This window comes from Amycolatopsis melonis (assembly GCF_040064235.1).
Lineage (GTDB): Bacteria > Actinomycetota > Actinomycetes > Mycobacteriales > Pseudonocardiaceae > Amycolatopsis > Amycolatopsis melonis.
In genome coordinates, this window is record NZ_JBDZYD010000005.1 from 337,714 (window position 1) to 364,417 (window position 26,704).

The 26,704-nt window shown below is 70.9% G+C and carries 26 protein-coding genes and 1 tRNA gene; 15 read left to right on the forward strand and 12 right to left on the reverse strand.

Annotated features, from left to right (window positions below; genetic code table 11):
* The first annotated feature begins 7 nt into the window (after positions 1-7).
* Together ABJI51_RS15535 and ABJI51_RS15540 are read left to right on the forward strand one after the other, a co-directional pair.
* Complete coding sequence (locus ABJI51_RS15535) at positions 8-1,378, forward strand: M20 family metallopeptidase (RefSeq protein WP_348951388.1); 1,371 nt, start codon at positions 8-10, stop codon at positions 1,376-1,378.
* Complete coding sequence (locus ABJI51_RS15540; protein WP_348951390.1) at positions 1,375-2,631, forward strand: MFS transporter; 1,257 nt, start codon at positions 1,375-1,377, stop codon at positions 2,629-2,631. The genes ABJI51_RS15535 and ABJI51_RS15540 overlap by 4 nt, the downstream gene beginning before the upstream one ends.
* Positions 2,632-2,635: 4 nt before the next feature.
* Here ABJI51_RS15540 and adh read toward each other — a convergent pair whose 3' ends face one another.
* Positions 2,636-4,159 (reverse strand): aldehyde dehydrogenase, encoded by a 1,524-nt coding sequence (gene adh / locus ABJI51_RS15545; RefSeq protein ID WP_348951392.1) that lies wholly within the window; start codon positions 4,157-4,159, stop codon positions 2,636-2,638.
* Between the two features lie 113 nt (positions 4,160-4,272).
* Between adh and ABJI51_RS15550 the strand changes: the two genes are divergently transcribed.
* The gene (locus ABJI51_RS15550) at positions 4,273-5,745 is read left to right on the forward strand and encodes a helix-turn-helix domain-containing protein (RefSeq protein ID WP_431605612.1); all 1,473 of its coding nucleotides are present in this window, start codon (positions 4,273-4,275) and stop codon (positions 5,743-5,745) included.
* Between the two features lie 4 nt (positions 5,746-5,749).
* Here ABJI51_RS15550 and ABJI51_RS15555 read toward each other — a convergent pair whose 3' ends face one another.
* Entirely contained in the window at positions 5,750-6,727 is a 978-nt protein-coding gene (locus tag ABJI51_RS15555; protein ID WP_348951396.1) for an NAD(P)H-dependent oxidoreductase, read from the reverse strand.
* Between the two features lie 101 nt (positions 6,728-6,828).
* On the opposite strand from ABJI51_RS15555, the gene sigJ reads away from it, so the two are divergent.
* The 6 genes from sigJ to ABJI51_RS15585 all read left to right on the forward strand — a co-directional run bounded on the left by sigJ (position 6,829) and on the right by ABJI51_RS15585 (position 11,676).
* Positions 6,829-7,695, forward strand: coding sequence for an RNA polymerase sigma factor SigJ (gene sigJ, locus ABJI51_RS15560; RefSeq protein WP_348951397.1), 867 nt, complete (start codon positions 6,829-6,831; stop codon positions 7,693-7,695).
* 75 nt (positions 7,696-7,770) lie between these two features.
* On the forward strand, positions 7,771-8,568 hold the full coding sequence (locus ABJI51_RS15565) for an SGNH/GDSL hydrolase family protein (protein WP_348951399.1): 798 nt from the start codon (positions 7,771-7,773) through the stop codon (positions 8,566-8,568).
* On the forward strand, positions 8,547-9,095 hold the full coding sequence (locus ABJI51_RS15570) for a TetR/AcrR family transcriptional regulator (RefSeq protein ID WP_348951401.1): 549 nt from the start codon (positions 8,547-8,549) through the stop codon (positions 9,093-9,095). The genes ABJI51_RS15565 and ABJI51_RS15570 overlap by 22 nt, the downstream gene beginning before the upstream one ends.
* 59 nt (positions 9,096-9,154) lie before the next feature.
* Positions 9,155-9,880: a DUF2786 domain-containing protein gene (locus ABJI51_RS15575; RefSeq protein ID WP_348951403.1), complete on the forward strand. Its 726-nt coding sequence runs from the start codon at positions 9,155-9,157 to the stop codon at positions 9,878-9,880.
* Between the two features lie 52 nt (positions 9,881-9,932).
* Entirely contained in the window at positions 9,933-10,670 is a 738-nt protein-coding gene (locus tag ABJI51_RS15580) for a Long-chain-fatty-acid--CoA ligase (RefSeq protein WP_348951404.1), read from the forward strand.
* A gap of 85 nt (positions 10,671-10,755) precedes the next feature.
* Positions 10,756-11,676: a DMT family transporter gene (locus ABJI51_RS15585; protein ID WP_348951406.1), complete on the forward strand. Its 921-nt coding sequence runs from the start codon at positions 10,756-10,758 to the stop codon at positions 11,674-11,676.
* Here the strand turns inward: ABJI51_RS15585 and ABJI51_RS15590 are convergent.
* Together ABJI51_RS15590 and ABJI51_RS15595 are read right to left on the reverse strand one after the other, a co-directional pair.
* Entirely contained in the window at positions 11,619-13,742 is a 2,124-nt protein-coding gene (locus tag ABJI51_RS15590) for a putative bifunctional diguanylate cyclase/phosphodiesterase (RefSeq protein WP_348951408.1), read from the reverse strand. The genes ABJI51_RS15585 and ABJI51_RS15590 overlap by 58 nt on opposite strands.
* Positions 13,743-13,747: 5 nt before the next feature.
* A complete protein-coding gene (locus tag ABJI51_RS15595; RefSeq protein WP_431605613.1) occupies positions 13,748-14,566 on the reverse strand; it encodes an SAM-dependent methyltransferase in 819 nt (272 codons plus the stop codon).
* Positions 14,567-14,760: 194 nt separating this feature from the next.
* Here ABJI51_RS15595 and ABJI51_RS15600 point away from each other — a divergent pair, with 194 nt between their 5' ends.
* The 5 genes from ABJI51_RS15600 to ABJI51_RS15620 all read left to right on the forward strand — a co-directional run bounded on the left by ABJI51_RS15600 (position 14,761) and on the right by ABJI51_RS15620 (position 19,995).
* Positions 14,761-16,059 carry a cytochrome P450 gene (locus tag ABJI51_RS15600; protein ID WP_348951410.1) on the forward strand — a complete coding sequence of 433 codons (1,299 nt, stop codon included), beginning with the start codon at positions 14,761-14,763 and terminating at the stop codon, positions 16,057-16,059.
* Positions 16,060-16,115: 56 nt separating this feature from the next.
* Complete coding sequence (locus ABJI51_RS15605) at positions 16,116-17,060, forward strand: alpha/beta fold hydrolase (RefSeq protein WP_348951412.1); 945 nt, start codon at positions 16,116-16,118, stop codon at positions 17,058-17,060.
* Between the two features lie 106 nt (positions 17,061-17,166).
* Positions 17,167-18,111, forward strand: a complete 945-nt coding sequence (locus ABJI51_RS15610; protein ID WP_348951414.1) for a ParA family protein — start codon at positions 17,167-17,169, stop codon at positions 18,109-18,111.
* Positions 18,108-18,647, forward strand: a complete 540-nt coding sequence (locus ABJI51_RS15615) for a hypothetical protein (protein ID WP_348951416.1) — start codon at positions 18,108-18,110, stop codon at positions 18,645-18,647. The genes ABJI51_RS15610 and ABJI51_RS15615 overlap by 4 nt, the downstream gene beginning before the upstream one ends.
* Before the next feature lie 4 nt (positions 18,648-18,651).
* Positions 18,652-19,995 carry a CBS domain-containing anti-phage protein gene (locus ABJI51_RS15620; RefSeq protein ID WP_348951418.1) on the forward strand — a complete coding sequence of 448 codons (1,344 nt, stop codon included), beginning with the start codon at positions 18,652-18,654 and terminating at the stop codon, positions 19,993-19,995.
* 35 nt (positions 19,996-20,030) lie between these two features.
* Here the strand turns inward: ABJI51_RS15620 and ABJI51_RS15625 are convergent, their stop codons facing one another.
* From ABJI51_RS15625 to ABJI51_RS15635, 3 genes are all read right to left on the reverse strand, one after another.
* Positions 20,031-20,303, reverse strand: a complete 273-nt coding sequence (locus tag ABJI51_RS15625) for a hypothetical protein (RefSeq protein ID WP_348951420.1) — start codon at positions 20,301-20,303, stop codon at positions 20,031-20,033.
* A 126-nt stretch (positions 20,304-20,429) separates the two neighbouring features.
* Positions 20,430-20,930, reverse strand: a complete 501-nt coding sequence (locus tag ABJI51_RS15630; protein ID WP_348951421.1) for a hypothetical protein — start codon at positions 20,928-20,930, stop codon at positions 20,430-20,432.
* A gap of 99 nt (positions 20,931-21,029) precedes the next feature.
* Positions 21,030-21,383 (reverse strand): hypothetical protein, encoded by a 354-nt coding sequence (locus tag ABJI51_RS15635; RefSeq protein WP_348951423.1) that lies wholly within the window; start codon positions 21,381-21,383, stop codon positions 21,030-21,032.
* Positions 21,384-21,555: 172 nt separating this feature from the next.
* On the opposite strand from ABJI51_RS15635, the gene ABJI51_RS15640 reads away from it, so the two are divergent.
* Positions 21,556-22,548: a LuxR C-terminal-related transcriptional regulator gene (locus ABJI51_RS15640; RefSeq protein WP_348951425.1), complete on the forward strand. Its 993-nt coding sequence runs from the start codon at positions 21,556-21,558 to the stop codon at positions 22,546-22,548.
* 157 nt (positions 22,549-22,705) lie between these two features.
* Here the strand turns inward: ABJI51_RS15640 and ABJI51_RS15645 are convergent.
* The 5 genes from ABJI51_RS15645 to ABJI51_RS15665 form a co-directional block, all read right to left on the reverse strand.
* Positions 22,706-22,778 (reverse strand) — tRNA-Ala (locus tag ABJI51_RS15645).
* A gap of 54 nt (positions 22,779-22,832) precedes the next feature.
* On the reverse strand, positions 22,833-23,672 hold the full coding sequence (sepX, locus tag ABJI51_RS15650) for a divisome protein SepX/GlpR (protein ID WP_348951427.1): 840 nt from the start codon (positions 23,670-23,672) through the stop codon (positions 22,833-22,835).
* A gap of 163 nt (positions 23,673-23,835) precedes the next feature.
* Complete coding sequence (locus ABJI51_RS15655; RefSeq protein ID WP_348951429.1) at positions 23,836-24,504, reverse strand: GNAT family N-acetyltransferase; 669 nt, start codon at positions 24,502-24,504, stop codon at positions 23,836-23,838.
* Entirely contained in the window at positions 24,504-25,781 is a 1,278-nt protein-coding gene (gene glp / locus ABJI51_RS15660; RefSeq protein ID WP_348951431.1) for a molybdotransferase-like divisome protein Glp, read from the reverse strand. Before glp ends, ABJI51_RS15655 begins: the two co-directional genes overlap by 1 nt.
* Complete coding sequence (locus ABJI51_RS15665) at positions 25,778-26,683, reverse strand: UTP--glucose-1-phosphate uridylyltransferase (protein ID WP_348951433.1); 906 nt, start codon at positions 26,681-26,683, stop codon at positions 25,778-25,780. The genes glp and ABJI51_RS15665 overlap by 4 nt, the downstream gene beginning before the upstream one ends.
* Between the last annotated feature and the right edge of the window lie 21 nt (positions 26,684-26,704).

The following is a 26,704-nucleotide window of genomic DNA, read 5'->3' on the forward strand; positions in this document are numbered from 1 at the left end:
AGGCTCCGTGATCCCCGCCGAACTCCGCGCCAAGGCGCAGGCCCACGTCGACTCGGGCGCGTTCTTCGCCGAACTCGCCGACCTCGTCGCCCACCCGACCGTGAGCGACGCCCCCGAGGGCCGGGTTGCCATCAAGGCATACCTCGACGACGTCCTGACGCCCATGCTCGAAGCACTCGGCTGCACGGTGACCACGTATCCGAACCCGGACCCGGCGGGCGGGCCGTTCCTCGTCGGCACCCGCGTCGAATCGCCCGAGCGGCCGACGCTGCTCTGCTACGGGCACGCCGACGTCGTCGGCGAGGCGGGCCGGTGGAGCGACGGGCTCGATCCGTGGACGCTGACCGCCGACGGCGACCGCTGGTACGGCCGCGGCACCGCGGACAACAAGGGCCAGCACCTGATCAACCTCACCGCGTTGCGGCTGCTGCTCGCCGAGCGCGGCAAGCTGGGCTTCAACCTGAAGTTCCTGTTCGAGACCGGCGAGGAGATCGGCTCGCCCGGCCTGGCGGAGTTCGCCGACCGGCAGCGGGACCTGCTGCGCGCGGACGTCCTGGTCGCCTCCGACGGCCCGCGCCTGGACGCCGCGACGCCGACGGTGTTCCTCGGCGCCCGCGGCAGCGTGCGGATCGCGCTCGACGTCGACCTGCGTCCCGGTTCGCACCACTCCGGCAACTGGGGCGGCATCCTGCGCAACCCCGCCACGACGCTCGCCGCGGCCATCGCGTGCCTGGTCGACGGCCACGGCCGCATCCAGGTGCCGGGCCTGCTGCCGCCCGAGCTGCCGGACACCGTGCGTGCGGCGCTCGACGGCGTCGTCGTCGCGAACAGCCCGGACGATCCGGTGCCGGACGAGGGCTGGGGCGATCCGCGGCTGACTCCGGCCGAACGGCTCTACGGCTGGAACACCCTGGAGGTCCTCTCCCTGGGCGCGGGCGACGTCGACCGCCCGGTCAACGCGATCCCCGGCCGGGCGAGGGCGGTGCTGCAGCTGCGGTACGTCGCGGGCACGGACGCCGACGGCGTCGCGGACGCCGTCACCGGACACCTTGCCGCGCATGGCTTCCCGATGGTGCAGGTGAGTGCCGACGGCAACTTCCGGGCCAGCCGCACGCCGGTCGACGACCCGTGGGTCACCTGGGCCAAGTCCACTTTGGACGCCGTGGCCGGCCGCCCGGTCACGCTCCTGCCCAACTTCGGCGGTGGCCTGCCCAACCACGTCTTCACCGACGTCCTCGGGATGCCGACGTTGTGGCTGCCGCACTCCTACCCGGGTTGCCGTCAGCACGCCCCGGACGAGCACATGCTCGCGTCGGTCGCCCGCGAGGGTCTCGTGCTCGCCACCGCGCTGTTCCACGCACTGGGAGAACGCCGATGACCGAAACGCAGACGCAGCGGCCCGTCACGAACCGGCGTGCCATCGCCGCCGCGACCATCGGCAACGCGCTCGAATGGTTCGACCTCGCCGCGTACGCGCTCATGGCGGCCTACATCGGCAAGACGTTCTTCCCCGGCGGCAACGCGGCGGTCCAGCTGCTGCAGGCGTACGCGGTCTTCGGGATCACGTTCCTGATCCGGCCGCTCGGCGGGCTCGTGCTCGGCGCGTACGCCGACCGGCACGGCCGCAAGAAGGCCCTCGTCCTGACGATCCGCCTGATGGTGCTGGGCACGCTGCTGCTCGCGATCGTGCCGGGGTACGCGACGATCGGGGTGCTCGCGCCGATCGGCGTGATCGTCGCGCGGCTGCTGCAGGGGTTCGCCGCGGGCGGCGAATTCGGCGCCGCGACGGCGTTCCTCATCGAGCGCGACGACCGGCGCAAGGGCTTCCTCGGCAGTTTCCAGTTCGCCAGCCAGGGTTTCGCGACGCTGCTCTCGGCCGGGTTCGCGGCCGGGCTCACCGCGGTCCTGCCGGACGCGGCGATGACGGCGTGGGGCTGGCGGATCCCGTTCGTCTTCGGGCTGCTGATCGGCCCGGTCGGGTACTACATCCGGCGGCACGTCGACGAAGCGCCGCTCGCCGAGCCGGAGTCCTCGACGATCCGCGAGCTGTTCCGCCACCAGTGGGGCGGGCTGCTCATCGCCGGTGGCGCGCTGGTCGTGTCGACGTCGCTGAACTTCATCCTGCAGTCGCTGCCGGCGTTCGCGATCAAGACGCTCGGCCTCGACGACTCGCTTTCCTTCGTGGCACTGGTGATCACCGGCGTGGTGCTGACGCTCGGCACCCCGGTGGCGGGCTGGCTCGCCGACCGCCACGGCCGGATCCGGCTCATGGTGACCGCGGCGGCGCTGATCGGCGTGAGCGCAGTGCCGCTCTACCTCTGGGTGACGTCGTCGCCGTCGTTCCTGACGCTGACGGCGGCGATGACGATCCTCGGCCTGCTCAAGGCGGCGTACTTCGGCGCGCTGCCGTCGGTGATGGCCGACGCGTTCCCCGCGCGGACCCGCGCCACCGGGCTGTCCTTCGGCTACAACACGACGGTCGGGGTGTTCGGCGGGTTCACCCCGACGATCGCGGCGGCCCTGGTCGCGACGACCGGGTCGCCGGTCTCGCCGGGGTACTACCTCGTGCTGACCGCGTGCCTGAGCGTGGCGGCGCTGACGGTCGCCCACCGGCACCGCGGCATCAGCTGAGGCCTCAGAAGAACCCGAGCGCCTGGTCTGAATAGGACACCAGCAGGTTCTTCGTCTGCTGGTAGTGGTCCAGCATCATCTTGTGCGTCTCCCGGCCGATCCCGGACGCCTTGTAGCCGCCGAAGGCCGCGTGCGCCGGGTAGGCGTGGTAGTTGTTCACCCACACGCGCCCGGCCTGGATGTCCCGGCCGGCGCGGTAGGCGACGTTCCCGTCCCGCGACCAGACGCCGGCGCCGAGGCCGTACAGCGTGTCGTTGGCGATCTTGAGCGCGTCGGCGTAGTCGTCGAACCTCGTCACCGACACGACCGGGCCGAAGATCTCCTCCTGGAAGATCCGCATCTTGTTGTCGCCGGCGAACACCGTCGGCTCGACGTAGTAGCCGCCGGACAGCTCGCCGCCGAGGTCAGAGCGGCTGCCGCCGGTGAGGATCTCGGCACCCTCCTGCTTGCCGATGTCGATGTAGGACAGGATCTTTTCGAGCTGGTCACGGGACGCCTGTGCGCCGATCATCGTCTCGGTGTCGAGCGGATGGCCCTGCTTGATCTTCTGCACCCGCGAGACGGCGTCGCCGAGGAAGCGGTCGTAGATGCCCGACTGGATCAGCGCCCGCGACGGGCACGTGCAGACCTCACCCTGGTTCAGCGCGAAGAGCGCGAAACCCTCCTGCGCCTTGTCGTAGAAGGCGTCGTTCTTCGCCGCGACGTCGTCGAAGAAGATGTTCGGGCTCTTGCCACCCAACTCGACCGTGACCGGGATGATGTTCTCGCTGGCGTACTGCAGGATCAGCCGCCCGGTGGTGGTCTCGCCGGTGAAGGCGATCTTGCGCACGCGGTTGCTGGACGCCAGCGGCTTCCCGGCTTCGAGGCCGAAGCCGTTGACGATGTTCACCACACCCGGCGGGATCAGGTCGCCGATGAACGACATCAGCACGTGGATCGACGCCGGCGTCTGCTCGGCCGGCTTGAGCACCACCGCGTTGCCCGCGGCCAGTGCCGGCGCGAGCTTCCAGACCGCCATCAGGATCGGGAAGTTCCACGGGATGATCTGCCCGACCACGCCGAGCGGCTCGTGGAAGTGGTAGGCGACGGTGTGCTCGTCGATCTGCGAGATGCCGCCCTCCTGGGCGCGCAGCGCGCCGGCGAAGTAGCGGAAGTGGTCGATGGCCAGCGGGATGTCGGCGGCCAGTGTCTCGCGGACCGGCTTGCCGTTCTCCCACGACTCGGCGACCGCGATCGCCTCCAGGTTCCGCTCCATCCGGTCGGCGATCTTCAGCAGCGTGTTCGCGCGTTCCTCGGTCGAGGTCCGGCCCCACGCCGCCGCCGCGCCGTGTGCCGCGTCGAGGGCCTTCTCGACGTCCTCGGCGGTGCCGCGGGCGATCTCGGTGAACGGCTTCCCGGTGACGGGCGTCGGGTTTTCGAAGTACCGGCCCGATGCCGGCGGCACGTACTCGCCGCCGATGTAGTGGTCGTAGCGCGGTGCGAAGGCGACGATGCCGCCTTCGGTGTTCGGTGCGGCGTACTGGACCATCTTCCCTGCCTCGTTGCTCGGAGTGACGGGTGACGCTGGTGGCGGCGAAGGTAGGTCCGGCAACGTTGCAAGCGCGTTGCACCGCGGTCCGGCGGCTATCTACGCTGGTGAACGTGGCAGAGGCGCCCGAACCGGAGCTGCTGCGCGACCCCGAGTCGTACGCGCGGCTGCTGGCCCACGTCCGTGACGCGGTGCTCCAGGGCGCTCCCGCGCCGCGGCGGCCACGCTCGGTCGTCTCCGCTTCGTGGACCCGCTCGCTCGCCGCCCGCGTCGACCCGGACGACGGCGAAGCGCCGTTCGTCCACTCCGCCGCCGACCTGGCGTCGCTGCGCGAGGCGCACCCGCTGGCGCCGGTCCTGCCCGTGCTGCGGCAGATGCTGGTGAGCATCGCCGACGACGCCGAGCACGTCATGATCGTGACCGACGCCGACGGCCTGATCCTCTGGCGCGAGGGCGCGGCGGGCCAGCTGCTGCGCGGCGACCGCGTCGGCCTCACCGAAGGCACCCGGTGGAGTGAAGCCGCGATCGGCACCAACGCCATGGGCACGGCGCTGGCCACCGGCGAGCCGGTGCAGATCTACTCGGCCGAGCACCTGGTCCGGCGCTATCACACGTGGACGTGCGCGGCGGCGCCGGTGCGCGACCCCGAGACCGGCGTGCTGCTCGGCTCCATCGACGTCAGCGGCCCGCTGCGCACGGTCCACCCGGCCATGCTTTCGCTGGTCACGGCCACGGCACAGCTCGCGGAAGGCCAGCTGCGCGCCCAGCTCGCCGTCCGCGACGAACAGCTGCGGCGGGCCAACATGCCCCATCTGGAGGCCCTGCGCGGCCGCCCCGGTGCCCTGCTCTCGGCAGGCGGGCGGGTGCTGGCCACGCAGTCCTGCCTGCTGCCGTCCACAGTGGACGTCCGCCACGGCGGCGGCACGGTCGCGCTGCCGGACGGCCGCCTGGCGACCGTGGAACCCCTTGCGGAGGGCTACCTGCTCCGGCTGACCGCGGCCGCGGGCACACACCGGGCCCGGCTGCGCCTGGAGTACCTCTCCGACGGCACCCACGCGACCACAGTGGACGGTCGCGAGATCCCGCTGACCCTGCGGCACGCGGAGATCCTGACGTTGCTGGCCCTGCACCCCGGCGGCCTTTCCGCGGAACGGCTGGCGTTGCAGCTCTACGGCGAGACGGGCAACCCGGTGACGGTCCGCGCGGAGATCCACCGGCTGCGGTCCCAGCTGGGCGCGTCCGTGGTGCAGACCCGCCCGTACCGCCTGGCGGCCGACGTCGACGCCGATTTCCTCCGCGCCCGGACGGCGTTGCGCGGCGGTGCCCCGGCCGAGGTCCTGCGTGCCTTCCGCGGCCCGCTGCTGCCGGAGTCGGAGGCCCCGGCGATCCGCGAGGAACGGGAGACGCTGACCGCGCAGGTGCGTCAGGTGGCGCTGCACAGCGGCGATCCGGCCGTGCTGTGGGCGTTCTGGGAAACCTCCTGCGGCGTCGACGACCTCGCGGTACTGGACGCGCTGGAGCGGACGCTCCCCGCGGCCGACCCGCGGCGGGCCGCCGTGGCGGCCCACCGCACGCGGCTCGCCTGAGCCGTCACGGCTGCAGGTCGACGACCCCCTGGCCGGTCGCCATGTCGAACGGCACCGACGCCTGGTCGTGGACGATCAGCCAGTCACCGCCGGTCTTCCGGAAGACGAACGTGACCCGGACCCACATGCCGTCCGCGGCGACGCCGGTGTGCAGCGTGCCGCTGACCCGCCCGAAGCCGTGCCCGACCGCCAGGTCGCCGCTCACGACGACGTTCAGGTCGCGCAGCTCGTAGTCCACCTTTTCGAAGAAGGTGAACACCTTCGCCCAGTTCTTCAGCTTCGCGTCGACGCCCGCGTGCTCCAGCGGCGGCTCGACGTCGAAGGACCGGACGTCCGGCGCGTAGACCTTCCGCAGTGCGTCGAGGTCCTTGGTGCGGAGGCCGCCGACGATCTCGTCCAGGCGTCCCCGGATCGCCGCCTCGGCGTCCCCGGACCGCAGCGGCGCGAGCGCGGTGCTCCACGCGACGACGTGGTCCAGCACCGTGTCCAGCGCCGCGAGCTGGTACTCGCCCGGCTTGAAGACCGTGCGGTTCTCGAACTCCGTCGCCAGCGGCAGCGTGACCTGCGGTGCCACGTCGGCCAGCTGCAGCGCGCCGCAGACCAGCCGCAGCTGCTCGACCGAGCGGGCGCCGCCAACGCCGCCGTAGGAGACGAACCCGGCCGCCTTGGTGTTCCACTCGATGTGCACGTGGTCCATGGCGTTCTTGAGCACGCCGGGCACGGAGTGGTTGTACTCCGGCGTGACGAACACGAACCCGTCGCACGCCGCGACGACCGCGGCCCAGGCGCGGGTGCGTTCGTCCTCGTACTGCCCCGAGAAGCCCGGCGGCTCTTCCAGGTGCGGCAGCGGGTGGTCACGCAGGTCGATCAGCTCGAACTCGGCGTCCGTGCGCTGCTCCGCGCGCTCGTGGACCCAGCGGGCCACCTGGTCCCCCATCCGGCCGGGACGGGTGCTGCCGAGCACGATTCCGATCTTGGTCATCGTCTTCTCCCCTGTTCGGTTGACGCTTCGACCGGTACGACGAAGCAGCCCGGCGGGATGTCAGGCCTGACGATCGGGAAGGCTGTTTCGTCGGAGGAGTCATGACCACACCATCGGACGCGGTCGTCGCCGAGCGGCGGCACCTGATCAACCTCGCCTACCGGCTGCTCGGCTCGCTGGCCGAAGCCGAGGACGCCGTCCAGGAGACCTACGCCCGCTGGTACGCGCTGTCGCCGTCGCAACGGGAAGCGATCTCCTCGCCCGGCGCGTGGCTGACGACGGTGGCCGGCCGGATCTGCCTGGACGTCCTGGGCTCGGCGCGGGTGCGGCGCGAGCAGTACGTCGGCGAGTGGCTGCCCGAGCCCGTGCCGGACCAGGCTGACGGGGTCGCCGACCGGATCACCCTCGACGAGTCGGTCACCATGGCCTTCCTCGTGACGCTCGAAGCGATGACGCCCGCCCAGCGCGTGGCGCTCGTCCTGCACGACGTCTTCGGCTACGCGTTCGCCGAGATCGCCGAGATCACCGGCCGCACCCCGGCGGCGTGCCGCGAGCTGGCGTCGTCGGCCCGCCGCCGGGTCCGCGCGGCCCGGCCCGCGGCCCCCGTCACCCGGCAGGCCGAGGTGATCCGGAACTTCAAGCAGGCGTGGGAAACGGGCGACATCGACGCCCTGGTCGGCCTCCTCGACCCGGCCGCGACCCTGACCGCGGACGGCGGCGGCGTGGTCCGTGCCGCGCTGACCCCGATCGAAGGCGGCGAAGTGGTCGCGCAGTACGTCGCCGCCCTCGCCACCGGGGCGGCCGGCGCGCTGCGGATCGTGGAGCGCACGGTCAACGGCCGGCCCGGGCTGCTGCTGCAGCGCGGCGGCGAACTCGCGGCCGTGTACGCCTTCGACGTCGCGGACGGCCGGATCACGCGCATCTGGGCGATGCGGAATCCGGAGAAGCTGCGGCTCTGGCTCGGGTGACCCCGAAGTAGACACCGTCTACAGCAGTTTGATAGACAGTGTCCACAAGGTGAACCACGGGTTACGGAGATCGGGATGAGCCACCACCGTTTCGTCGTCCTCGGCGACAGCTGCGCCGAAGGCCTCGACGACCCGTACCCCGGCCAGCGCGCCTACCGCGGCTGGGCCGACTTCGTCGCCGCCCGCCTGGCCGAGGACGAGCCGGATTTCCGGTACGCCAACCTCGCCGTCCGCGGGCGGCGGCTGGACCAGATCGTGCCCGAGCAGGTCCCGGCCGCGACGCGGCTGGAGCCGGACCTGGTCGCCCTCTTCGGCGGCGGCAACGACGTCATGAGCCGCGGCTGGGACGCGCGCACGGTCGCCCGCCGCGTCGACACGGCCATCCGCGCCTGCACCGAGATCTCCCCGGTGGTCGTCACGTTCACCCTCAGCGACGTCTCCCACCGGATGCCGCTGGGACGCCGGATGCGGCCGCGGATCGTCGCGCTCAACGAAGCGATCCGCGAAGCCGCCGTCAGCTACGGCGCGCTGCTGATCGACCTGTGGCCGGACCCGGCGGTCACCGACTCGCGGTACTTCGGCGCCGACCGGCTCCACCTGTCCGCCCACGGCCACCGCAGGCTCGCCGCGTACGTCCTCGCGAAGCTCGGCGTCGACCACGACCCGGCGTGGCTCGCGCCGCTGCCCGGCACGGCGGCGCCCGGGAGCTGGCGCGCCGACGTGCAGTGGCTGGTCCGCGAGGTCCTGCCGGTGGCCGTGACCCGCACGCGCAACCGCCTGATCGGCCGCCAGCCCGGCGACGGCTTCCTGCCCAAGCGCCCGGACCTGCTGCCGATGACCCGGGACGAGGCATGGGCACCCGGCAACGCCTGATCACGACGGCGTCGGAACTGCTGGCCGAGGAAGGCGTCGGCGCGGTGACACTGCGCGGGATCGCGAAGGCGGCGGGCGTCTCCCACGGCGCGCCGCTGCGGCATTTCTCCGGTCGTGCGGAGTTGCTGTCCGCCGTCGCGACGCAGGGGTTCACCGAGCTGCTCGAACGCCGCACGCGCCTGCCGGAGAGCGGCCCGCGGGAACGGCTCACGGCGGCCTGCCACAGCTACGTCGACTTCGCGCTGCAGCACCCGGCGATGTTCGAGCTGATGTTCCGCCGCGACCTGATCGACCCGGACGAGCCGGCCCTCGCCGCGGTCAGCAGCGCGGTGTTCGACGAGTTCGCGGCCCTGGTCGCGGCGGCGGGCACCCGGGCGGGCACCGACCCGCGGCTGGTCGCGGCGTCGCTGTGGGCGGCCCTGCACGGGCTGGCCCAGCTGTGGCTGTGGGGCGGCTTGGCCGGGGCGAGTTTCGCGCCGTCCCCGGAAGCGGCGCTGGCGGTGACGCTCGACGCGTATCTCGGCTGACGCGACACGCGGTCACCCGGTGCGCGCACCCGAACACGTGATCGAATACCCTGCGTCCCATGACCGAGTCAGACCCGCAGCTCGAGCGCATCCGCAAGCTGCTGGCGAAGGCCGAGGACCCGGCGGTCACCGAGGCGGAGGCCGAGGCCTACAACCAGAAGGCCGCCGAGCTGGTCGCGCGGTACGGGATCGACCAGGCGATGCTGGCCGCGTCCGGTGCGGGCAGCGACGAGATCGGGACGCTGAAGATCCCGATGAACGACCCGTACAGCAGGGACAAGGCGAGCCTGCTGACGTCGGTGGCGTACCCGCTGCGCTGCCGGACGCTGCTGCACCGCCTCGGCCAGAAGGTCGACAGTGTCACGGTGTTCGGCTTCCGGTCGGACATCGGCCGCGTGGAGCTGCTGTTCACGAGCCTGCTGCTGCAGGCGAGCACGCAGCTGACCCGCGTCCGCCCGGACGGTTTCTTCCCCGGTGAGTCACTGGCGGCCTACCGCCGCACGTGGCTGCACGGTTTCGCCCGCGCGGTCCACGAGCGGCTGTCCCGCGCCGAGGAGGAAGCGGTCCGCACGGCAGTCCAGGGCCGGGGCTCGGCGGAACTGGTGGTCCGCGACCGCGCCCAGCTGGTCCAGCACGCGTTCGACGCGGAGTACGGCGGCCTCCGCGCGGCGGCGCCCCGCAGGCTGTCGGGCAGCGGCTACCTCGACGGCCACGACGCGGGCACGAGGGCCAACCTCGACCCGTCTGCGCTCACGCGCCGGTCCCGGGCCCTGCCTGCCCGCTGAGTCGCCCGGATGCCGCTATCTTCGCGGTGCGCGGTTCGCTTCACTGGGGCACATGCGCGTTGTGGATCTTGCGGAGCGTCCCGACCTTCTCCAGCAGGCACTGGAACTCGGCGACGTCGGCGGCCAGTTCATCTACCAGGGCGCCAGCGGCCGGATGATCACGGGCGCACGGTTCCTGCGCCACTGGCCGCGGTATTTCCTGATCGCCCTCGACGACGAAGGCCGCCCGATGGCCCGGGCGTTGTCGGTCCCGCTGGCATACCCGGCCCCGGACCGCACGGAGCTGCCGGACCACGGCTGGGACCAGGCAATCGAGTGGGCAGCCCAGGACGTGATGGACGGCCGCGCACCGAACGCGTTGTGCGCGTTGGAAGTGGTGATCGCCCCGCACCTGCGCGGCACCGGCCTGGCAGCCCCGATGCTGAAGGCATTGAAGGCCCGCGCGGCGGAAACGGGCCTGCGCAAGCTGATCGTCTCGGTCCGCCCGATCGGCAAGGAGGCCGAGCCGGCGGTCCCGATGCCGGAGTACGCGGCCCGCCGCCGCCCCGACGGCCTCCTGACGGACCGCTGGCTGCGCACCCACGAACGCCTGGGGGCGCGGGTGGTGAAGGTGTGCCCGTTCGCGGTGACACTGGCGGGTTCCCTGGCCGACTGGCGCGAGTGGACGGGAGTGAAGCTGGAGGAAGGCGAGAACTTCATCCCGGGCGGAATCGCCCCGGTGTACGCGTCCGTCAAGTACGACACGGCGACCTATGTGGAGCCGAACGTGTGGATGGAACATCCGATGTGAGCCCGCACAACGATGTAGCAACCCTTAAAGATCGCTCCACAAGTCTTCACTTGTCCTGACAGGACACGCCAGGCACCGTGGAAACGTGATCGGTGGACGAAGCGCCTCGGCGCGCATAGCGGTGCTGGCTCTGCTCTGGGGCTCGGGTTTCCTGTGGATCAAGCTGGCCCTGACCGGACTGAGCCCCGTCCACCTCACGCTGGTCCGCTGCGCGCTCGGCGCGCTGACGCTGCTGGCGCTGGCGGCTGCGGCCCGCCAGCGCCTGCCGCGGGACCTCGCCACCTGGGGACGGCTGGTCGTCGCCGCCTTCTTCTGCAACGCGCTGCCCTTCGCGCTCTTCAGTTTCGGGGAACGCACCGTGGATTCCGGGATTGCGGGCGTCATGAACGCCACGACACCGTTGTGGTCACTGCTGATCGGCGTCGCGCTCGGCACGGAACGGCGGCTCTCCCTCGCCCGGCTGGCCGGGCTGGTCCTCGGCTTCGGCGGCATCCTGGTGATCTTCGCGCCGTGGGATCACGCGGGCCTGCTGAGCGCGGGCGCGCTGGCCCTACTCGGCGCCGGGCTCAGCTATGCCGTCGCTTTCGCTTACATGGCAAGGAAACTGCCGCCGGACGGCGCGCCGCTCGCCCTGTCGGCCGCGCAGCTCATGACCGCCACCGCGTTGACCGCCGTCGCGCTGCCGGTCGCCTCCACCGCGCCGCACCTGACGCTGACCGCCGTCGTCGCCGTGGTGATCCTCGGCGTCTTCGGGACCGGGATCACCTTCTACCTCAACTACCGGCTCATCGCCGACGAGGGACCGACCGCCGCCGCGACGGTCGGCTACCTGCTCCCGGTCGTGTCGGTCGCGCTCGGCGCGCTCTTCCTCGGCGAGTCGCTGACGCCCCGGGTCGTCGGCGGCATGGTGATCGTGCTGGCCGCTGTCGGCCTGACGCGGTGGCGGGCTCAGGCTCCGGCGAAGGTCCCGGTGAGTTCCTCGGCCGGGCCCGCGACGCCGAAGTAGTCGCCGGTCGCCAGGTCCGCGCCCGCCGTGCGCCACCAGTCCGCCTGGTCCTCGGTGTGGATGCCGTCGACGACGAGCGTCGCGCCGACCTGCCGGACCAGCGGGACGAGTGCGCCGAGGAACGTCGAGTCCGCCCACGCCTGCCATTCGGCGAGGCGCCGGTCGACGCGCACGATGTCCACCGGCAGGTCCTCGATCGCACGCAGGTCGTCGGGGCCCAGGCCGAACTCGTCGAGCATGACGTGCACCCCGAGGTCGGCCAGCGCGGTGACGTTCTCGATGACGCCGGACACCGGCAGCGCGCCGGCCGGGACCCCGAGCAGCAGCTGTTCCGGCGGCAGGCCGGTGTCGGCCAGCAGCCGCGTCACCCGCGTGCCCAGCGCGTCGTCCGACACCTGGTGCCCGGTCAGGCCGGCGACCATCGGCAGGCCGAAACCCGCGCGCTGCCGCCACCACGCGCCCTGACGGCCCGCCGCGTGCAGCAGCCAGTCCCCGAGCGGCAGGATCAGCCCGGTCGAGTCGGCGAGCTCGGTGCAGCACTCGTGCGACAGCGCCGGTTCGGCCGGGCGGTCCCAGTGCAGGCGGGCTTCGACGCCGGCGACCGCGCCGTCGGCCAGCCGCGCCATCGGCCGGTAGCGCACTCCGATTTCGCCGTGCTCCCAGGCACCGGCCATCCCGACGGCGAGCGCCTGCCGCCGCCGGTCTTCGGCGTCGGTGTCGCGGTCGAACACCTTCCACTGACCGCGTCGCCGTTCCTTGGCGCGCCGCAGCGTCTGGTCCGCCGCGCGCAGCAGCTCCGCGGGATCGATGTCCTTCGACGGCCGGTGCACGACGCCGGCGCTGGCGGACAGCGCGAGCCCGTGCCCGTCGACGAAGAACGGCTCGGCGAGCTCGTCGTTGATCGCGCGCACGATGGTGTCGATGTCGGGCGTCGTCGCCGTGTTCTCCACCAGGATGCCGAACTCGTCGCTGTGGAACCGCGCGATCATCGCCTTCTCGCGGGCCATCACCGCCTTCAGCCGTTGCGCGAAGTGCACCAGCAGCTGCTCGCCGACGCGGCGGCCGAGGCTGTTGCTGACCATGCCGAACGCGTCGAGGTCGACGTGGAACAACGTGACGCCGTACACCGGGTCCGCGCGCCGCAGCGCCGCCTCCAGGTAGGTGCCGAAGTACTGGCGGTTCGGCAGGCCGGTCAGGACGTCGTGCAGGGCCTGGCGGCTCAGCTCGCCCTGCAGCAGCATCAGCTCGGTGCCGTCCTCGACCACGACGACGTAGTGCCCTGGCCGGTCGTCGGCGTCGCGCAGCAGTGACGCGGTGAGCGAGATGCGGGCGACGTCGCCGTCCTGCCGCAGCAGCCGCTGCGACTGCCGGACGCGTTCCCGGCCGCCGTCGAGCAGCCCCGTCATCGCCTCGCGGAGGACTTCCGCGGACTCGGGGTCGACGAGGTCGAACAGCCCGCGGCCGGTCAGCTCGCCCGCCGGGTACCCGAGCATCTCGGCCAGCGCGGCGTTGGCGCGCACGATCCGGCCGTCGAGGGCGACCAGCGCGATGCCGCTCGCCGACGCCGTCACGACCTCTTCGAAGCGGGCTTCGCTCTCCTTGAGGTGCCACTGGGCGTCCCGCACCGCCTTGAGCAGCGACAGGTGCATGATCTCCTGCTGGTCGAGGACGCTGCGCTCGTGCGCGAGCAGGAACCCGCAGGAGAGCGCGCCGAGCGTCAGCGCGATCCGCTCGGTGACGCCGACGCCGTCCTCGCCCTGCAGTTCCGGCAGGGACGGCAGACCCTTCCCGAGGACGTCGAGCGTGCAGCGCAGGCCGGGCTCGCCGACGTAACCGAGCCCGACGAGGCGCCTGCCGATCCGCTCGGCGGGTGCGGTGTCCGCGGACGTGCCACGGAGGCAGCCGCACAGCTCGTCGAGCATGCCGCGCAGTTCGGCGTCGAGTTCTTCCCGGTTCAGCGACACGACGGTCACGCCGCTGAGCAGGTACGCCCATTTCCGGGCGAGCACGGTACGCGCCCGTTCCGCGTCGGGAACGGGTGCCGCGTCCGGGCGGGGATCGGTCACGGGGATCACCCTTTGCGGCCGATTCCGGCGTAGACCAGCATGTTCATCGCGGCCGCCGCGGCGATGTCCGCCGGACCCGACGGCCGCCATTCCCCGCAGCCGACCAGCCCGGGCTCGACGAGCTCGAACCCGGCGAACAACGCCGACACCTGGGCGTGCGTCCGCAGCGTCACCTGGTCGGGGCTGCGGCTCTCCTTGATCACCTCGGTCGCCTCGTCGAGGTCTTCGCCCTGGTGGTCGCCGGTGACGTGGGTGATCGCGAGGTAGCTGCCGGGCGCGAGCGCCGCGCGGTAGCGCCCGACGAGCCCGAACGGGTCGGACTCGTCCGGCACCCAGTGCAGCATCAGCAGCATGAGCAGGCCCACCGGCCGGTCGAGGTCGAGCAGCCCGCGCACCTGCGGCGAGGCGAGGATCGCCTCCGGGTCGCGCATGTCGGCCTGGACCACCGCCGCGCGGTCGTTGCCCACCAGCATCAGCTCGCTGTGCGCGACCGCCACCGGGTCGCGGTCGACGTAGACGACCCGGCATTCCGGGTCCTGTGCCTGGGCGACCTCGTGCACGTTCGCGACCGTCGGAATGCCGGAACCGATGTCGAGGAACTGCCGGATCCCCTGATTCGTCATGAATCGCACCGCGCGGCCGAGGAATGCGCGGTTCACGCGCGCGGAGTCGCGCAGGCCGGGCATCACGCGCTCGATCTGCTCACCCACCGCGCGGTCGACGGCGAAGTGGTGGCCGCCGCCGAGCATGAAGTCGTAAGTACGCGCCATGCTCGGCACGGAGATATCGACACCCGGTGGCACCCATTCCGGTGATCGTGTCACGAAGAACACCTTCTCAGTCGCGTCGGACCGGAAAGAGCTTAGCGATTCCCCGCGAGCAGGTTACTGCGCCATCCGCGTGAGGGCGCACCACCCGATCGGGCACTGTCCCGTTCGACCGAACGCGCCTACCGTAGGCCGTCCCCTTGGGAATTCCACACAATAGATCCACAGAATGGCGCACACGAGGAGTCCACATGAACGTCCCGGTCGCACCGGGCCGGTGGCCGTTTCTCGGGCACACTCCGGCGCTGTTGCGGCAACGCTTCGCATTCACCAGCGCATTGCACGAACACGGCGAGATCGTGAAACTTTACCTCGGCCCCGCGCCCGCGTACTTCGTCACCAGTCCCCGGCTGGCCCACGAAGTCCTGGTCACAGCGGGCCCGAAGTTCCGCAAGGGCGCAATGTTCGACAAGTTCCGGCCGTTCGTCGGAAATGGCTTGGTGCTTTCGAACGGGGACTTCCATCTCCGGCAACGACGGCTGATGCAACCGGCGTTCCACCGCGACCGCCTCGCCGCCTACGCGAAGATCATGCAACGCGCGGCCACCGAGCTGAGTGAATCGTGGCGAGCGGGCGAAGTGCGGCAGATCGAGCAGGACATGCAGGGCCTCGCGGTGACGATCGTCGGCGAGGCGCTGTTCTCCACGGAACTGGGCCAGGAGGCCGTCGCCGAGGCCCGCCGCTCGATTTTCGTGATCATCCAGCAGGGAATGATCCGCGCGTTGTCGCCGAAGTTCGTCGAAAAGCTGCCGGTGTCCGGCAACCGGCGGTTCGACGAGGCCATCGCCCGGATGCAGGCGATCGTGCTCGACGTGATCCGCGACTGGCGGACCGAGGGCGTCGACCGCGGCGACCTGCTGTCGACGTTGCTGCTGGCCGGCATGACCGACGAGCAGGCCCGCGACGAGGTGCTCACCCTGCTCACCGCGGGCATCGAGACGACGGCGCTCGCGCTCGCCTGGACGTTCCACGAGCTCGGCAGGCACCCGGAGGTCGAGGCGCGGGTGCACGCCGAGGTCGACGCGGTGCTGGACGGTCGCCCGGTCACCGACGACGACATCGTCCGGCTCGGCTACGTGCGCCAGGTCGTCGACGAGGTGCTGCGGCGCTACCCGCTCTGGCTGCTGATGCGCCGGACGCTCACCGAGGTCACGCTCGGCGACGTCACGCTCCCCGAAGGCGCCGAGGTGATCGTCAGCCCGCACGCCCTGCACCACGACCCGGCGTCGTTCGCCGACCCGGACCGGTTCGATCCCGGCCGCTGGACCCCGGAGCGCGTGGCCGAGCTGCCCCGCGGAGCGTTCATCCCGTTCGGCGCGGGCGGCCGCCAGTGTCTCGGAAACCGCTTCGCGCAGAACGAAATCGTCATCACGGTGGCCACGGTGGCCGCGCGCTGGCGGCTGGTCCCGGTGCCGGGACGGCCGGTGCGCGTGAAGTTCACCTCCGCCGCCTACCCCGAAAGCCTGCCGATGACGGCAGTCCCCCGCTAGCTGGAGGTACCCTCCCCGTGTCCCGTTTTCGATTTTGTGCTGCCGTTTTTCTTGCCATGGCGGCGCTTTTGACCCCGGCAACGGCCCACGCGGCCACGACGTGCGAGGACCTGTCGGTCCCGGTCACGGTGTCCCTGCTCCCGCAGTCGATGCACGGCCGCCTGTGCGTCCCGGCCCAGGCGAAGACGGTGGTGGTCCTGATTCCCGGCGGCACGTACAACGCGTCCTATTGGGACATCGGCTACACGCCGGAGATCCGGTCGTTCCGGCTGGCGATGAACCAGGCGGGAATCGCGACGCTGGCGCTGGACCGCCTGGGCACGGGCGGAAGTTCCAAGCCGTTGAGCACGCTGCTGAGCGCCTCGGTCCAGGCAACGGCGGCCCACCAGGTGATCCAGGCGATCCGCGGCCGGTTCGCCAAGGTGGTCGTCGGCGGCCATTCGATCGGGGCGGCCATGGCGATGATCGAGGCGGGCAACCACCGCGACGTCGACGGCGTGCTGGTCACCGGGATGACGCACCGGATGAACCTGATCACGGTGATCCCGGTGCTGGCCAACATGATCCCGGCGCCATTGGACCCGTCGCTGTCCAACCGCGGCCTCGACGCGGGCTACCTGACGACGGGCCCGGGCACGCGGTACTCGGCGTTCCACACACCGGGCGCCTACGACGAAGGAGCCATCGCGTACGACGAGTCCACAAAGGACGTCTTCGCGGCCACGGAGGCGGTGGACAGCCTGACCCTGACCACGGTGGTGACCCCGGCCTCCCAGCGCATCACGGCACCGTCCCTGCTGGTGCTGGGCAACGACCCCCACTTCTGCGGCGAGCTGGGCAGCGACTGTACGTCCCCGGAGGCATTGCGCGCCTCGGAAGCCCCATTCTTCGGCGGCCCCCTCCAGACGTACATCCTGAACGGCTACGGCCACGCGATCAACTACGCCCCGAACGCCCCGCAGTACTTCGACGTCGTGACGAGCTGGCTGAAGACCCTGTAGTACCAGCCAGATCCTGGACAGTTCGTGGACAGTTCCGGGCGAACCCCGCCGCCCCGGCACCCGGTGTACTACAAACGGCCCAGGCACCCAGACGGCGGGAGAGCGCATGCGGGTCGTGGCGGTCATGAACTACAAGGGCGGAGTGGGAAAGACAACGCTGACCGCAAACCTCGGCGCGGTGGCGGCGAGCCGAGGTCTGCGCGTCCTCCTCATAGATCTGGATCCGCAGACGAACCTGACGTTCTCGTTCTTCACCGTCGAGGACTGGCACCACCAGCTCAAGGACACCCGGCGCACGATCAAGCAGTGGTACGAAGACGAAGTGCCCGGCCGCGAGACGGAGCTGGCCGGGCTCGTCGTCACCCCGGAACGGGTGAACAAGGTCCTCGACGGCACCGGCGGGTGCGTCGACCTCGTGTCGTCGCACCTCGGTCTCATCGACATCGACCTGGAGCTGGCCGCCCGGCTCGGCGGGGCGACCACGCTCGAGACGTCGAAGCGGAAGTTCCTGGACCTGCACGACTGCCTGCGCCGAGCACTGCAGGACGATTTCTTCACCGGCTACGACCTCGTCCTCATCGACTGTGCCCCGAACTTCGGCATCGTCACGAAGACGGCGATCGTCGCGAGCGAGCGCATCCTCGTACCCGCCAAGGCGGACTACCTGTCCACCCTGGGGCTGGAGTACCTGGTGGGCAACTGCCGTGAGCTGGTCCGGCAGTTCAACGACTTCGTCAACCACGGGGACGGCACGCCGGGCCACCGTCCGATCGGCCCGGACTTCCTGGGCGTGGTGTTCACCATGGTGCAGATCTACTCCCAGCAGGTGACGATGGCCCAGCACACCTACATCGAGGAAGTGCGGCTGAACTCCCAGGTCCCGGTGCTGGAGAGCAAGATTCGCAACAGTCCGCGCCACTTCGGCGACGCCGGGGAAAGCGGTGTGCCTGCCATGCTGCGGGCAGGCGGCCGGGACGACGTCGTGCGGGAGTTCGACCAGCTCGCCGACGAGATCCTCGGAGCGCTTTCGCTGCCGGATGGCCGCCGGTGAACGACCTGAAGCGGCTGGCCGCCCTGCAGGCACGGGTGTACGAGTTCCTCGCGCAGCAGGACGAGGCCACGCTGGAGGCGCTCCTCGACGGCACAATGCAGCTGGCGATCGCCGGCGCGGCCGAGCCCTCTCCGCGGATGCCGGAAGACCTGTCGGCGCTGACCGTGAAGGAAATGCAGGCACTGGCCAAGAAGCGCCGCTTGCGGGGGTACAGCAAGCTCACCCGGGCCCAGCTCGTCGATCTGCTCTCGGGCAGTCCCGAGCGGGCCGAGACCCGCGCCGTCCCGGAAGAGCCGCCCGCACGGCCGGACTTCGACGTCGCGGCCGTCGCCGCGCACCTGCGTGAAACCGAGAGCGAAGAGGAAGGTGCCGCGTACCTGCAGGAGCAGCGTCTCGATCGGGAAGGCCTGCTGGCGGTCGCCGCCGAGCTGCAGCTCACGCGCGTGAGCAGGCTGAACCAGCGAGAGCTTGAGAAGCGCGTGCTCAAGCAGGCGATCGGCGCCCGCCGCAAGTTCGCCGGGTTGCGGAAGTGGTGATCGCGTGCCGGGCGAGAGCCGATCGATGTACCTGTACGAAGGTCACCGCGTCACCGTGTCCGACCTGCTGGAAGCCGGCCTGCTCGAAGCCGGGGCGAAGCTGCGGTTCACGCGCAAGCGCATCGGTGTCACCTTCGACGCCACCGTGACCGGCACCGGCCGGATCCGGTTGGAACCCGGCGGCGACGAGTTCCGTTCGCCGTCGGGTGCGGCCATGGTGGCGGCCGGGATGCGGGCGGTCGATGGCTGGCGGGCGTGGGTCGTCGTCGGCGAAAACCGGCTGCTCGACGCGGTGCGCCAGGAGTTCCTCGACCGGACGATGTCGGCCGACCGGCGCTCCGCGGACGGCGACCGGCAACGCGTCCACGAACGCCTGCGGCAGGCACGTGACCGCGCCGACCGGCAGGAACCCGAGCGGATCACGGTCCGCGAACTGCTGAAGCTGTGGGGCGCGACGGACCGCGGTGACCAGATCGGCCAGATCGAAGCGGATCTGGCGAACCACGGGCTGGTGACGTCCCCCAGCTTCCGCGCGGTCACCCTGGACACGGTCGTCTCGCTGACCACCCCGCCGGACGAACCCGAACCGGCGCCCGAGGAGCTGCCTTCCACGGAGGACGACGAAGGCGAGGGCGACCTGAACGTCCGGCTGACCGTGGGCAACCTGACGCCGCTCGACGGCGTGGGATCCGTCAGCCCCAACAGCTCGCTCGACGAAGCGGTCACCGAGATGCTGCTCAACGACTACTCCCAGCTCGCCGTGCTGAGCGGGCCGCGCAACGTGCGTGGCGCGGTGACGTGGCGCTCGATTGCCGAGGCGATGCACCGGAACCCCGGTGCCGCGGTCGCCGACGCGATCGTCCGCGCCGAAGTCGTCGCCTACGACCGGGACCTGGTCGAAGTCCTTCCCACGTTGCAGCAGCAGGAGTTCGTGCTCGTCACGGACCAGCACAAAGCGGTGACGGGCATCGTCACGACCGCGGACGTGGCCCGGCGCTACGGCGAGATGGCCACCCCGTTCTTCCAGCTGGGCGAGCTGGACCGGACACTGCGCTGGATCCTGAGACGCGTCCTGGACCTGCCGACCGTGCAGCCGCTGTGCGGCCGGGCGATCAAGACGTTCGACCAGCTCGCCTTCGGCGACTACCGGCGGATCCTGGAGGACAAGCAGGTCTGGGAACGCCTGGGGTGGCCGCTGAACCGGCAGACGTTCATCGCCCGCCTCGACGAGATCCGGCTGATCCGCAACAGCGTGATGCACTTCCACCCGGACCCGCTTTCCGAGGACGCCGTCGAAAAGCTGAGGAACTTCACCACTCTGCTGCACCGGTACCGCGACCCGGGCTGAAGTCCGAAGTGGACTCACGGCCCGGGCCGGGGCTGCTATGCGGTCAGAGCGATCAGCTCGTCGGCGGACATTTCGCCCAGTCCGGCGGCACCGGGCACGACGTGCCGTCCCACGAAACCGACGTCGTGGGTGGCAAAGTTGAGAATCCCCAGCCGGCGCGCGGCTTCCAGGGCAACCCGGCCACGCTCCAGCGTCACAGCCGCGGCGGTGACGGCCACGTCCGCGCACATCGAGGGCACGACGGGCGCGACCATCTCCAGTGGCGCGAGGGCGGAGTGCTGGTTCGCCGACAGTTCGACAGTGTTCACGTGAGTCTACCAATCGATGGACAATACGGTTTCGTGCCCGGATTTCGAGCCACCCAACGATCGTCCGCCGACCGGTGTCCGGCAATCCGCAATCACCGCAAGGCAAACTGCCCAACTGCCGGGAACTCAGGTGATCGCCCCGGGCTGGAGCACCAGCGCCGGCTTGCCGTCGACGAGCGTCAGGCCGACCTCGATCGACGGAGAGCCGCGAAAACCGAAGCTCGCGACACCAAGGCCCGGACCGATGGTCGACTGGGCACTGCCGCCCTGCGGGTAGGGGACGACGAAGCTGAGGCTGTCGGCACTGATCGCCGTCACCCGCATGGCGGAGTAGTGGAACCGCTGGGCATCCAGCGGAATCCGCGTGGGCTTGGTCAGAACGAGCGTGCAGTCACCATCGAAGCAGTCCCGCACCTTGGTACTCGGCGCGGCGGGCGGATTCGGGTTCTTGGACGGCGAAGTCGTCGTCGGCGGCGTGGGCGTGGGTGTGGGAGTGGGCGTCGGAGTGCTCACTTCGGTGGTCCGCACGGGCGGCGGCGAAGAGCTCTGCTGGGCAACGGGAGCGGCCCCGCCACACCCGGCCAGCACGAAGGAAAGGGTCGTCAGAGCAACGATGTGTCGGCGCATGCACTATGGGTAACAACATCCGCCCGGCCCTGACGGCCCATGTCCGCTTCCTGCCGCGGGCGGCTTGACGTCGTCGCCGTCAAGCCGCCCATGCACGGGTCAGCGCGAGCAGCGCCACGAGTACGGGTCGCTTGCGTTCAGCAGCGTCGCGTACGCACCGCCGCCGTACTGGTCGGCGCAGGCGGCGTTGACGTTGATGCCGACCTGATAGCCCCAGGGTGCTCTGCAGCGCCAGCTGTAGGCATTGTGCGCGTCGGTGACGACCGCGGTCAGGCCCATGCCCGGGTTCTGGACGGTGCAGGCGCGCTGCATGTCGACACCGCCGATGATCGCCGCGTCGGCGGGCGTCGCCGTCACGACGACCCCGGCCGCCATTCCGGCCAGGCCGAGCGCGACGCGGGCGAGCGGGAGGCCGCGCGTTCTTCGCGCGGCAGATCGTGAATGGGTTTCCATGGGAACTCCTCCGTCTCTCATGGCGTTCTTCACTGCCCGTCAACGGTGGCAGCACGACGTCGTGTGCTCCATCGCTCTCGGAGTGACGGGAAACCGCCCGGAGCCTCATCGCGAAGTGGGGCAACAGGGTGATATCCGCCCGTGCGGTACGCCGTTGGAGGATGATGGCGGGGTGCCCTCCGAGGAGTCAGGGAAACCGGCTCGGCTTCGGGTCGACGCCGAGACGACCCTGATCCTGCGGGAAGCGTTCCACAAGATCGACGCGAACTACCGCACCGACCACTACGGCCTGTACGACTACGCCCGTGCGGTGATGAGCAAGATCGTGCCGCTCGACCACTTCTACATCGGCTTCTTCCACGGCGCCAACCGCGTCCGCTACCCGTACGGCTACGACGGCGGCATGTACACCGACCCGGCGTCGCACATCTATGGGCCGCACGGCCAGGCAGCGTGGCTGCTCAAGCACCGCCAGACCTACCGGATGCAGTATGACAACGGCGCCGCGCTCAACGCGGGAATCGCCTCCGGGGACACCAGCCGCGCGTCGGCCGACGCCGTCACGACTCCGTTGTTCCGTCGTGGCCGCAACGGGGAGCCGGTGGTGTTCGGCATGATGTCCATGCAGAGCTATCAGCCGGACACTTTCGACGACAATTCCGTACGGGCCTTCGAATGGCTGGCCGACTTGGTCGCCCGGGTGCTGACAAAGGAAGCCGAGGACATCGACGCGCTCCGCCGCCTGCCTGCCGACGTCGCCGACGCACCTCAGCTGGTCACGGCGGACCACATCGTCGAACTTCTTTCTTCACGCGTGGCCGACATCCGCCAGCGAGCCCAGGAGGCTCTGGAAAATCCCGGCGAGGGACCGCTGCGGGAGGCTCTGCAGCGCATCGTCACGGACTGCCAGCAGCTCCAGTCGGACCTGGTGGAGCTGACGCTCGACATCGACAACGGCCCGGAGGAACGCTTCCGCTCCTTGACGGCGGCCGAGCAGGGCGTCGCGGTCCTGCTGGCCAGCGACATGCAGAACGACCAGATCGCCCGCGAGCTGGGAATAAGCCCCCACACGGTGAAAACCCACGTCCGCAACATCCTGGCCAAATACGCAATGACGAGCCGCAGCCAAATAGCAGAGGACGTCAGAACCCACCTGGCCCGCTAGCCCCATGACCACCCAGGCGCCCCGCCCACCCAACGCAACCCACCGGGGGGTCCGGGGGCGTGCCCCCGGGCGGGGTGTGGGGGTTGCACCCCCACAAGACACAACGAAGAGAGCCCCGTTTGCGCTTTAGGCAAACAGGGCTCTCCCGCGAACGGAGTGGAGCTGAGGGGAATCGAACCCCTGACCTTCTCGATGCGAACGAGACGCGCTACCAACTGCGCTACAGCCCCTTGTTCGTGCTCGTAGAGCTTAGCAGTGCCCTACGAGCACCTCGCGCAGGGGGGTCACTCTCCGACCGCGCGGCGGTATGGGCTGGTCCCGGGCTCGTCGAGTTCCTCGAACGCGGGGTCTTCGTCGTCGAGGTCGACCACGACCGCGCTGCGGCGGACGCGCGAAGTCGGGGACGGGCGGCGCTCGACGACCTCCCGGCGGACCGGCTCGACGACCTCGACGTCCTCCACCGGAGCCGGAGCCGAAGACGAGGACACCGAGGGCAGCTCCTCGTCCTCGAGAGGTGCCGGGCGACGCGGGGCGCGCGTGCTGTTGAACCGGGCGAGGCGGCGCTGCCGGATCTCCTCCTCGATGCGCACCTGGCGGCGCAGGTACACGAGGTAGCCGACGAGCACGACGTCGACCGCGCCGTGGCCCCACCAGGCCAGCGGGAAGAGGAAGCCCGCGACGCCCGCCGTGAGCACCGCGATCACGAGCAGGATGACGACGACGCGCTGCCGGAAGCTGTACTTGGCGCGGGCCGCGATCTCGGCGGCTTCGGGGTCGAAGCCGCCCCGGCCCGGCCGGTAGCCCGGCCGCTCGCGCTCGGGCCGTGGACTGCGCCCCGGCTGTGGGAGCGGGTCCGGCTCGGGCTCGGGTTCCTCGACGTCGTCGTCGAGTTCGAGGTCGGCCTCCAGCTCCGCGAGGTCGTCCTCGACCGAGGGCCGGGACTTCCCGTGCTCGTCGGACATGGCGAATTCCTCCCGGTCTTCGTTGCGTCCACTGCGCACCACTCTGGCCGCGAGCGCAGAGTCGGCCGTACGCGCGACCTGCTGCCGTCGCCGCGCGACCATGGGCACGAGTACGACGAGCCATGCCGCGGCCAGCGCGACGATGATCACCGAACTGGGCATCTCCCGTCACCTCCCCCGATCCTTCACCTGAAATCACGCTAGTCACAGGAGTAACAGATCGGGCGGAGGCTCGCCGGGTTCGATCACAGGAAATGCCTCACCGGATTAGGTGAATCTCACTTCATGTGGTAACGCGGCTACTGACCCGGGTGGGTAATCACCGTCAGGCGTACTCGGCGCGGCCCGCCGCGACCAGCCGCGCCACCAGGCCCGCCCCGGTCTCCTCGCGCGTGACGGCGTAGCAGTAGTGGTCCCGCCAGGCGCCTGCCACGTCGAGGTAGCGCTCGAACAGCCCCTCCTGCCGGTAGCCCGCCTTGGTGAGAACCCGCAGGCTGGCGGCGTTTTCCGGGCGCACGGTGGCCTCCAGCCGGTGCAGGCCGGCGGGGCCGAAGGCATGGTCGGTGACCAGGGCGACGGCGGCCGTCGCGACCCCGCCGCGGACCACCTCGGACGACACCCAGTAGCCGATCCAGGCGGACCTCAGGGACGCCCGAATGACATTACCCACAGTGATCTGTCCCGCGAGGCGCCCGTCAAGGGTGATGGTGAACGGCAGGCACTGACCACGCCGAGCGAGCGAACGCAACGCCGCCCACTGGGACGGCCACGACCAGAAGGCGTTGCGTTCCGGCCACGGGCCGACCCCGGTCGGCTCCCACATCTCCAGATGCGCGCGGTCCCGGAGCCGGATGCGGCTCCACTCGCCGGCGTCGCGGAGCCGGACCGGCCGGACGGCGACCACGCCCGCGGGCACCCGCAGCGGGCCGAGCCGGGCCGGCCAGCCCGGGTGCCTGCTCTCGACCGGGTATGACACGCCGGACACGGCGCCCATCAGGCCCGTTGCGCCAGGAAAGTGACCTGGACCTGCTCGCCCGCGGCGACCTCCGTCAGTTCTTCCGGCACGTTGATCAGGCAGTTCGCCTCGGCCAGCGACGCGAGCAGGTGCGCCCCGGACTGCCCGAGCGGCTGGACCAGATACTCGCCGTTGGCCTCGTCGCGCAGGAGCTGGCCGCGGAGGAAGCCGCGCCTGCCCTCGGTCGACGTGATCGGCGACAGCAGCCGCGCGCCGACGATCCGCCGGTGCGGGTTGCGGGTCCCGCGCGCCGCCCGGATCAGCGGCCGCACGAGCACCTCGAACACCACCAGCGCGCTCATCGGGTTGCCCGGGAGCAGGAACGTCGGCACCGAGTCGGGGCCGAGCCTGCCGAAGCCCTGCACCGAGCCGGGGTGCATCGCGACCCGCGTCATGTCGATCCGGCCGAGGTCGGCCAGCGCGGCGTGGACCTCGTCGCCGGTGGCGCCCCCGGCACCGCCCGCGACCACGACGATCTCCGACATGAGCAGCCGGCCCTCGACGATCTCGCGCAGCCGCTTCGGCTCGCTCGGCACGATGCCGACGCGGCTGACCTCGGCGCCCGCGTCCCGGGCGGCCGCGGCCAGCGCGTAGGAGTTGACGTCGTAGACCTGACCCACCGACGGCGTCCGGTCGATGTCGACCAGCTCGTCGCCGACCGACACGATCGAGACCCGTGGCCGCGGGTAGACCAGCACCTTCGCGCGCCCGACCGCGGCGAGCAGGCCGACCTGCGCCGACCCGATGGTGTCGCCGTTGCGGACCGCGACGTCGCCGATCTGGACGTCCTCCCCCGCGCGCCGCACGTACCCGGCCGAGGGCACCGAGCGGTGCACGGTGACCTTGGCCTGGTGCCCGTCGGTGTAGGCGAGCGGCACGACGGCGTCGGCCAGCGTCGGCAGCGGCGCGCCGGTGTCGACGCGCACGGCCTGGCCGGGCTGGAGCCGCCGCGGCTGGCGGGAACCCGCCGCGATCTCCCCGACGACCGGCAGCACCACCGGCTCCTGCCCGGCGGTGCGCACGTCGACGCTGCGGACCGCGTACCCGTCGATCGCGGCCTGGTCGAAGCCGGGCAGGGCGTGCTCGGCGACCACCTCCTCGGCGCAGAGCAGGCCCTGGGCCTCGGAAATCGCCACGCGCACCGGCCGGGGCCGGACGGCGGCGTCCAGCGTCATCGCGATCTGCGCGTCGACCGAGCGGAACCCGGCCTCGTCCTCGGCCACCTCGGGCCGTGCCGCGTCGAGGGATTCCGTCATGGGCGGTCTGTTCCGATCCGTTCCGTCAACCACGCCCGTAAAGATGGACCGTACTCGGGCGTTTCGAGCGCGAAGTCGACCGCGGCACGCAGGAAACCACCCGGATTCCCCAGGTCGTGGCGTCCGCCGCGGTGGACGACGACGTGCACCGGGTGCCCCTCGGCGATCAGCAGCGCGACCGCGTCGGTCAGCTGCAGCTCGCCGCCGCTGCCCGGGGTGATCCGCTTCAGCGCGTCGAAGATCGCCCGGTCGAGCAGGTAGCGGCCGGCCGCGGCGTAGGTCGACGGCGCGTCCTCCGGCTTCGGCTTCTCGACCATCCCGTGCACGCGCTTGACGTCTTCGTCGTCGGTGTCGGTGACGTCGAAGACGCCGTACGGCGAGATCTCGGCCTTCGGGATGTCGAACGCGCAGAGCACGCTGCCGCCGTACTGGGCGCGGACCGCGCTCATCCGCTCGAGCACGCCGGTGGGCAGCACGAGGTCGTCCGGCAGCAGCACGGCGACGGCCTCGTCGTCGGGCTTGAGGTTCGGTTCGGCCTGGGCGACGGCGTGGCCGAGGCCGAGGGCCTGCTCCTGGACGGCGGTTTCGACGGCGAGCAGCGAGTGGCCGCGGCGAACCTTCTCCAGCAGCTCGGTCTTGCCCTTGGCCTGGAGGTTCTCCTCCAGCTCCGGCTGGCTTTCGAAGTACCGGACGACGGCGTCCTTGCCCGGCGAGGTCACGATGACCAGCCGTTCCGCGCCCGCCGCCGCGGCCTCCGCCGCGACCAGCTCGATGCCCGGCGTGTCGACCACCGGCAACAGCTCTTTGGGCACGGCCTTCGTCGCCGGGAGGAAGCGCGTCCCGAGCCCGGCGGCAGGCACGATGGCGGTTCTGAAGGTCTGCGTGGTTGCGGCGCCCGTCATGGGCGCAAAGCCTAACGTGAG

Excerpts from the sequence above, each read along its gene's own strand:
- ABJI51_RS15600 (WP_348951410.1), top strand. The coding sequence starts at position 14,761 with ATGAACGTCCCGGTCGCACCGGGCCGGTGGCCGTTTCTCGGGCACACT.
- ABJI51_RS15565 (WP_348951399.1), top strand. The coding sequence starts at position 7,771 with ATGAGCCACCACCGTTTCGTCGTCCTCGGCGACAGCTGCGCCGAAGGC.
- ABJI51_RS15570 (WP_348951401.1), top strand. The coding sequence starts at position 8,547 with ATGGGCACCCGGCAACGCCTGATCACGACGGCGTCGGAACTGCTGGCC.
- ABJI51_RS15630 (WP_348951421.1), bottom strand. The coding sequence starts at position 20,930 with ATGCGCCGACACATCGTTGCTCTGACGACCCTTTCCTTCGTGCTGGCC.
- ABJI51_RS15655 (WP_348951429.1), bottom strand. The coding sequence starts at position 24,504 with ATGGGCGCCGTGTCCGGCGTGTCATACCCGGTCGAGAGCAGGCACCCG.
- sepX (WP_348951427.1), bottom strand. The coding sequence starts at position 23,672 with ATGCCCAGTTCGGTGATCATCGTCGCGCTGGCCGCGGCATGGCTCGTC.
- ABJI51_RS15610 (WP_348951414.1), top strand. The coding sequence starts at position 17,167 with ATGCGGGTCGTGGCGGTCATGAACTACAAGGGCGGAGTGGGAAAGACA.
- ABJI51_RS15555 (WP_348951396.1), bottom strand. The coding sequence starts at position 6,727 with ATGACCAAGATCGGAATCGTGCTCGGCAGCACCCGTCCCGGCCGGATG.
- glp (WP_348951431.1), bottom strand. The coding sequence starts at position 25,781 with ATGACGGAATCCCTCGACGCGGCACGGCCCGAGGTGGCCGAGGACGAG.
- sigJ (WP_348951397.1), top strand. The coding sequence starts at position 6,829 with ATGACCACACCATCGGACGCGGTCGTCGCCGAGCGGCGGCACCTGATC.
- ABJI51_RS15665 (WP_348951433.1), bottom strand. The coding sequence starts at position 26,683 with ATGACGGGCGCCGCAACCACGCAGACCTTCAGAACCGCCATCGTGCCT.
- ABJI51_RS15540 (WP_348951390.1), top strand. The coding sequence starts at position 1,375 with ATGACCGAAACGCAGACGCAGCGGCCCGTCACGAACCGGCGTGCCATC.
- ABJI51_RS15575 (WP_348951403.1), top strand. The coding sequence starts at position 9,155 with ATGACCGAGTCAGACCCGCAGCTCGAGCGCATCCGCAAGCTGCTGGCG.
- ABJI51_RS15605 (WP_348951412.1), top strand. The coding sequence starts at position 16,116 with ATGGCGGCGCTTTTGACCCCGGCAACGGCCCACGCGGCCACGACGTGC.
- ABJI51_RS15635 (WP_348951423.1), bottom strand. The coding sequence starts at position 21,383 with ATGGAAACCCATTCACGATCTGCCGCGCGAAGAACGCGCGGCCTCCCG.
- ABJI51_RS15580 (WP_348951404.1), top strand. The coding sequence starts at position 9,933 with ATGCGCGTTGTGGATCTTGCGGAGCGTCCCGACCTTCTCCAGCAGGCA.
- adh (WP_348951392.1), bottom strand. The coding sequence starts at position 4,159 with ATGGTCCAGTACGCCGCACCGAACACCGAAGGCGGCATCGTCGCCTTC.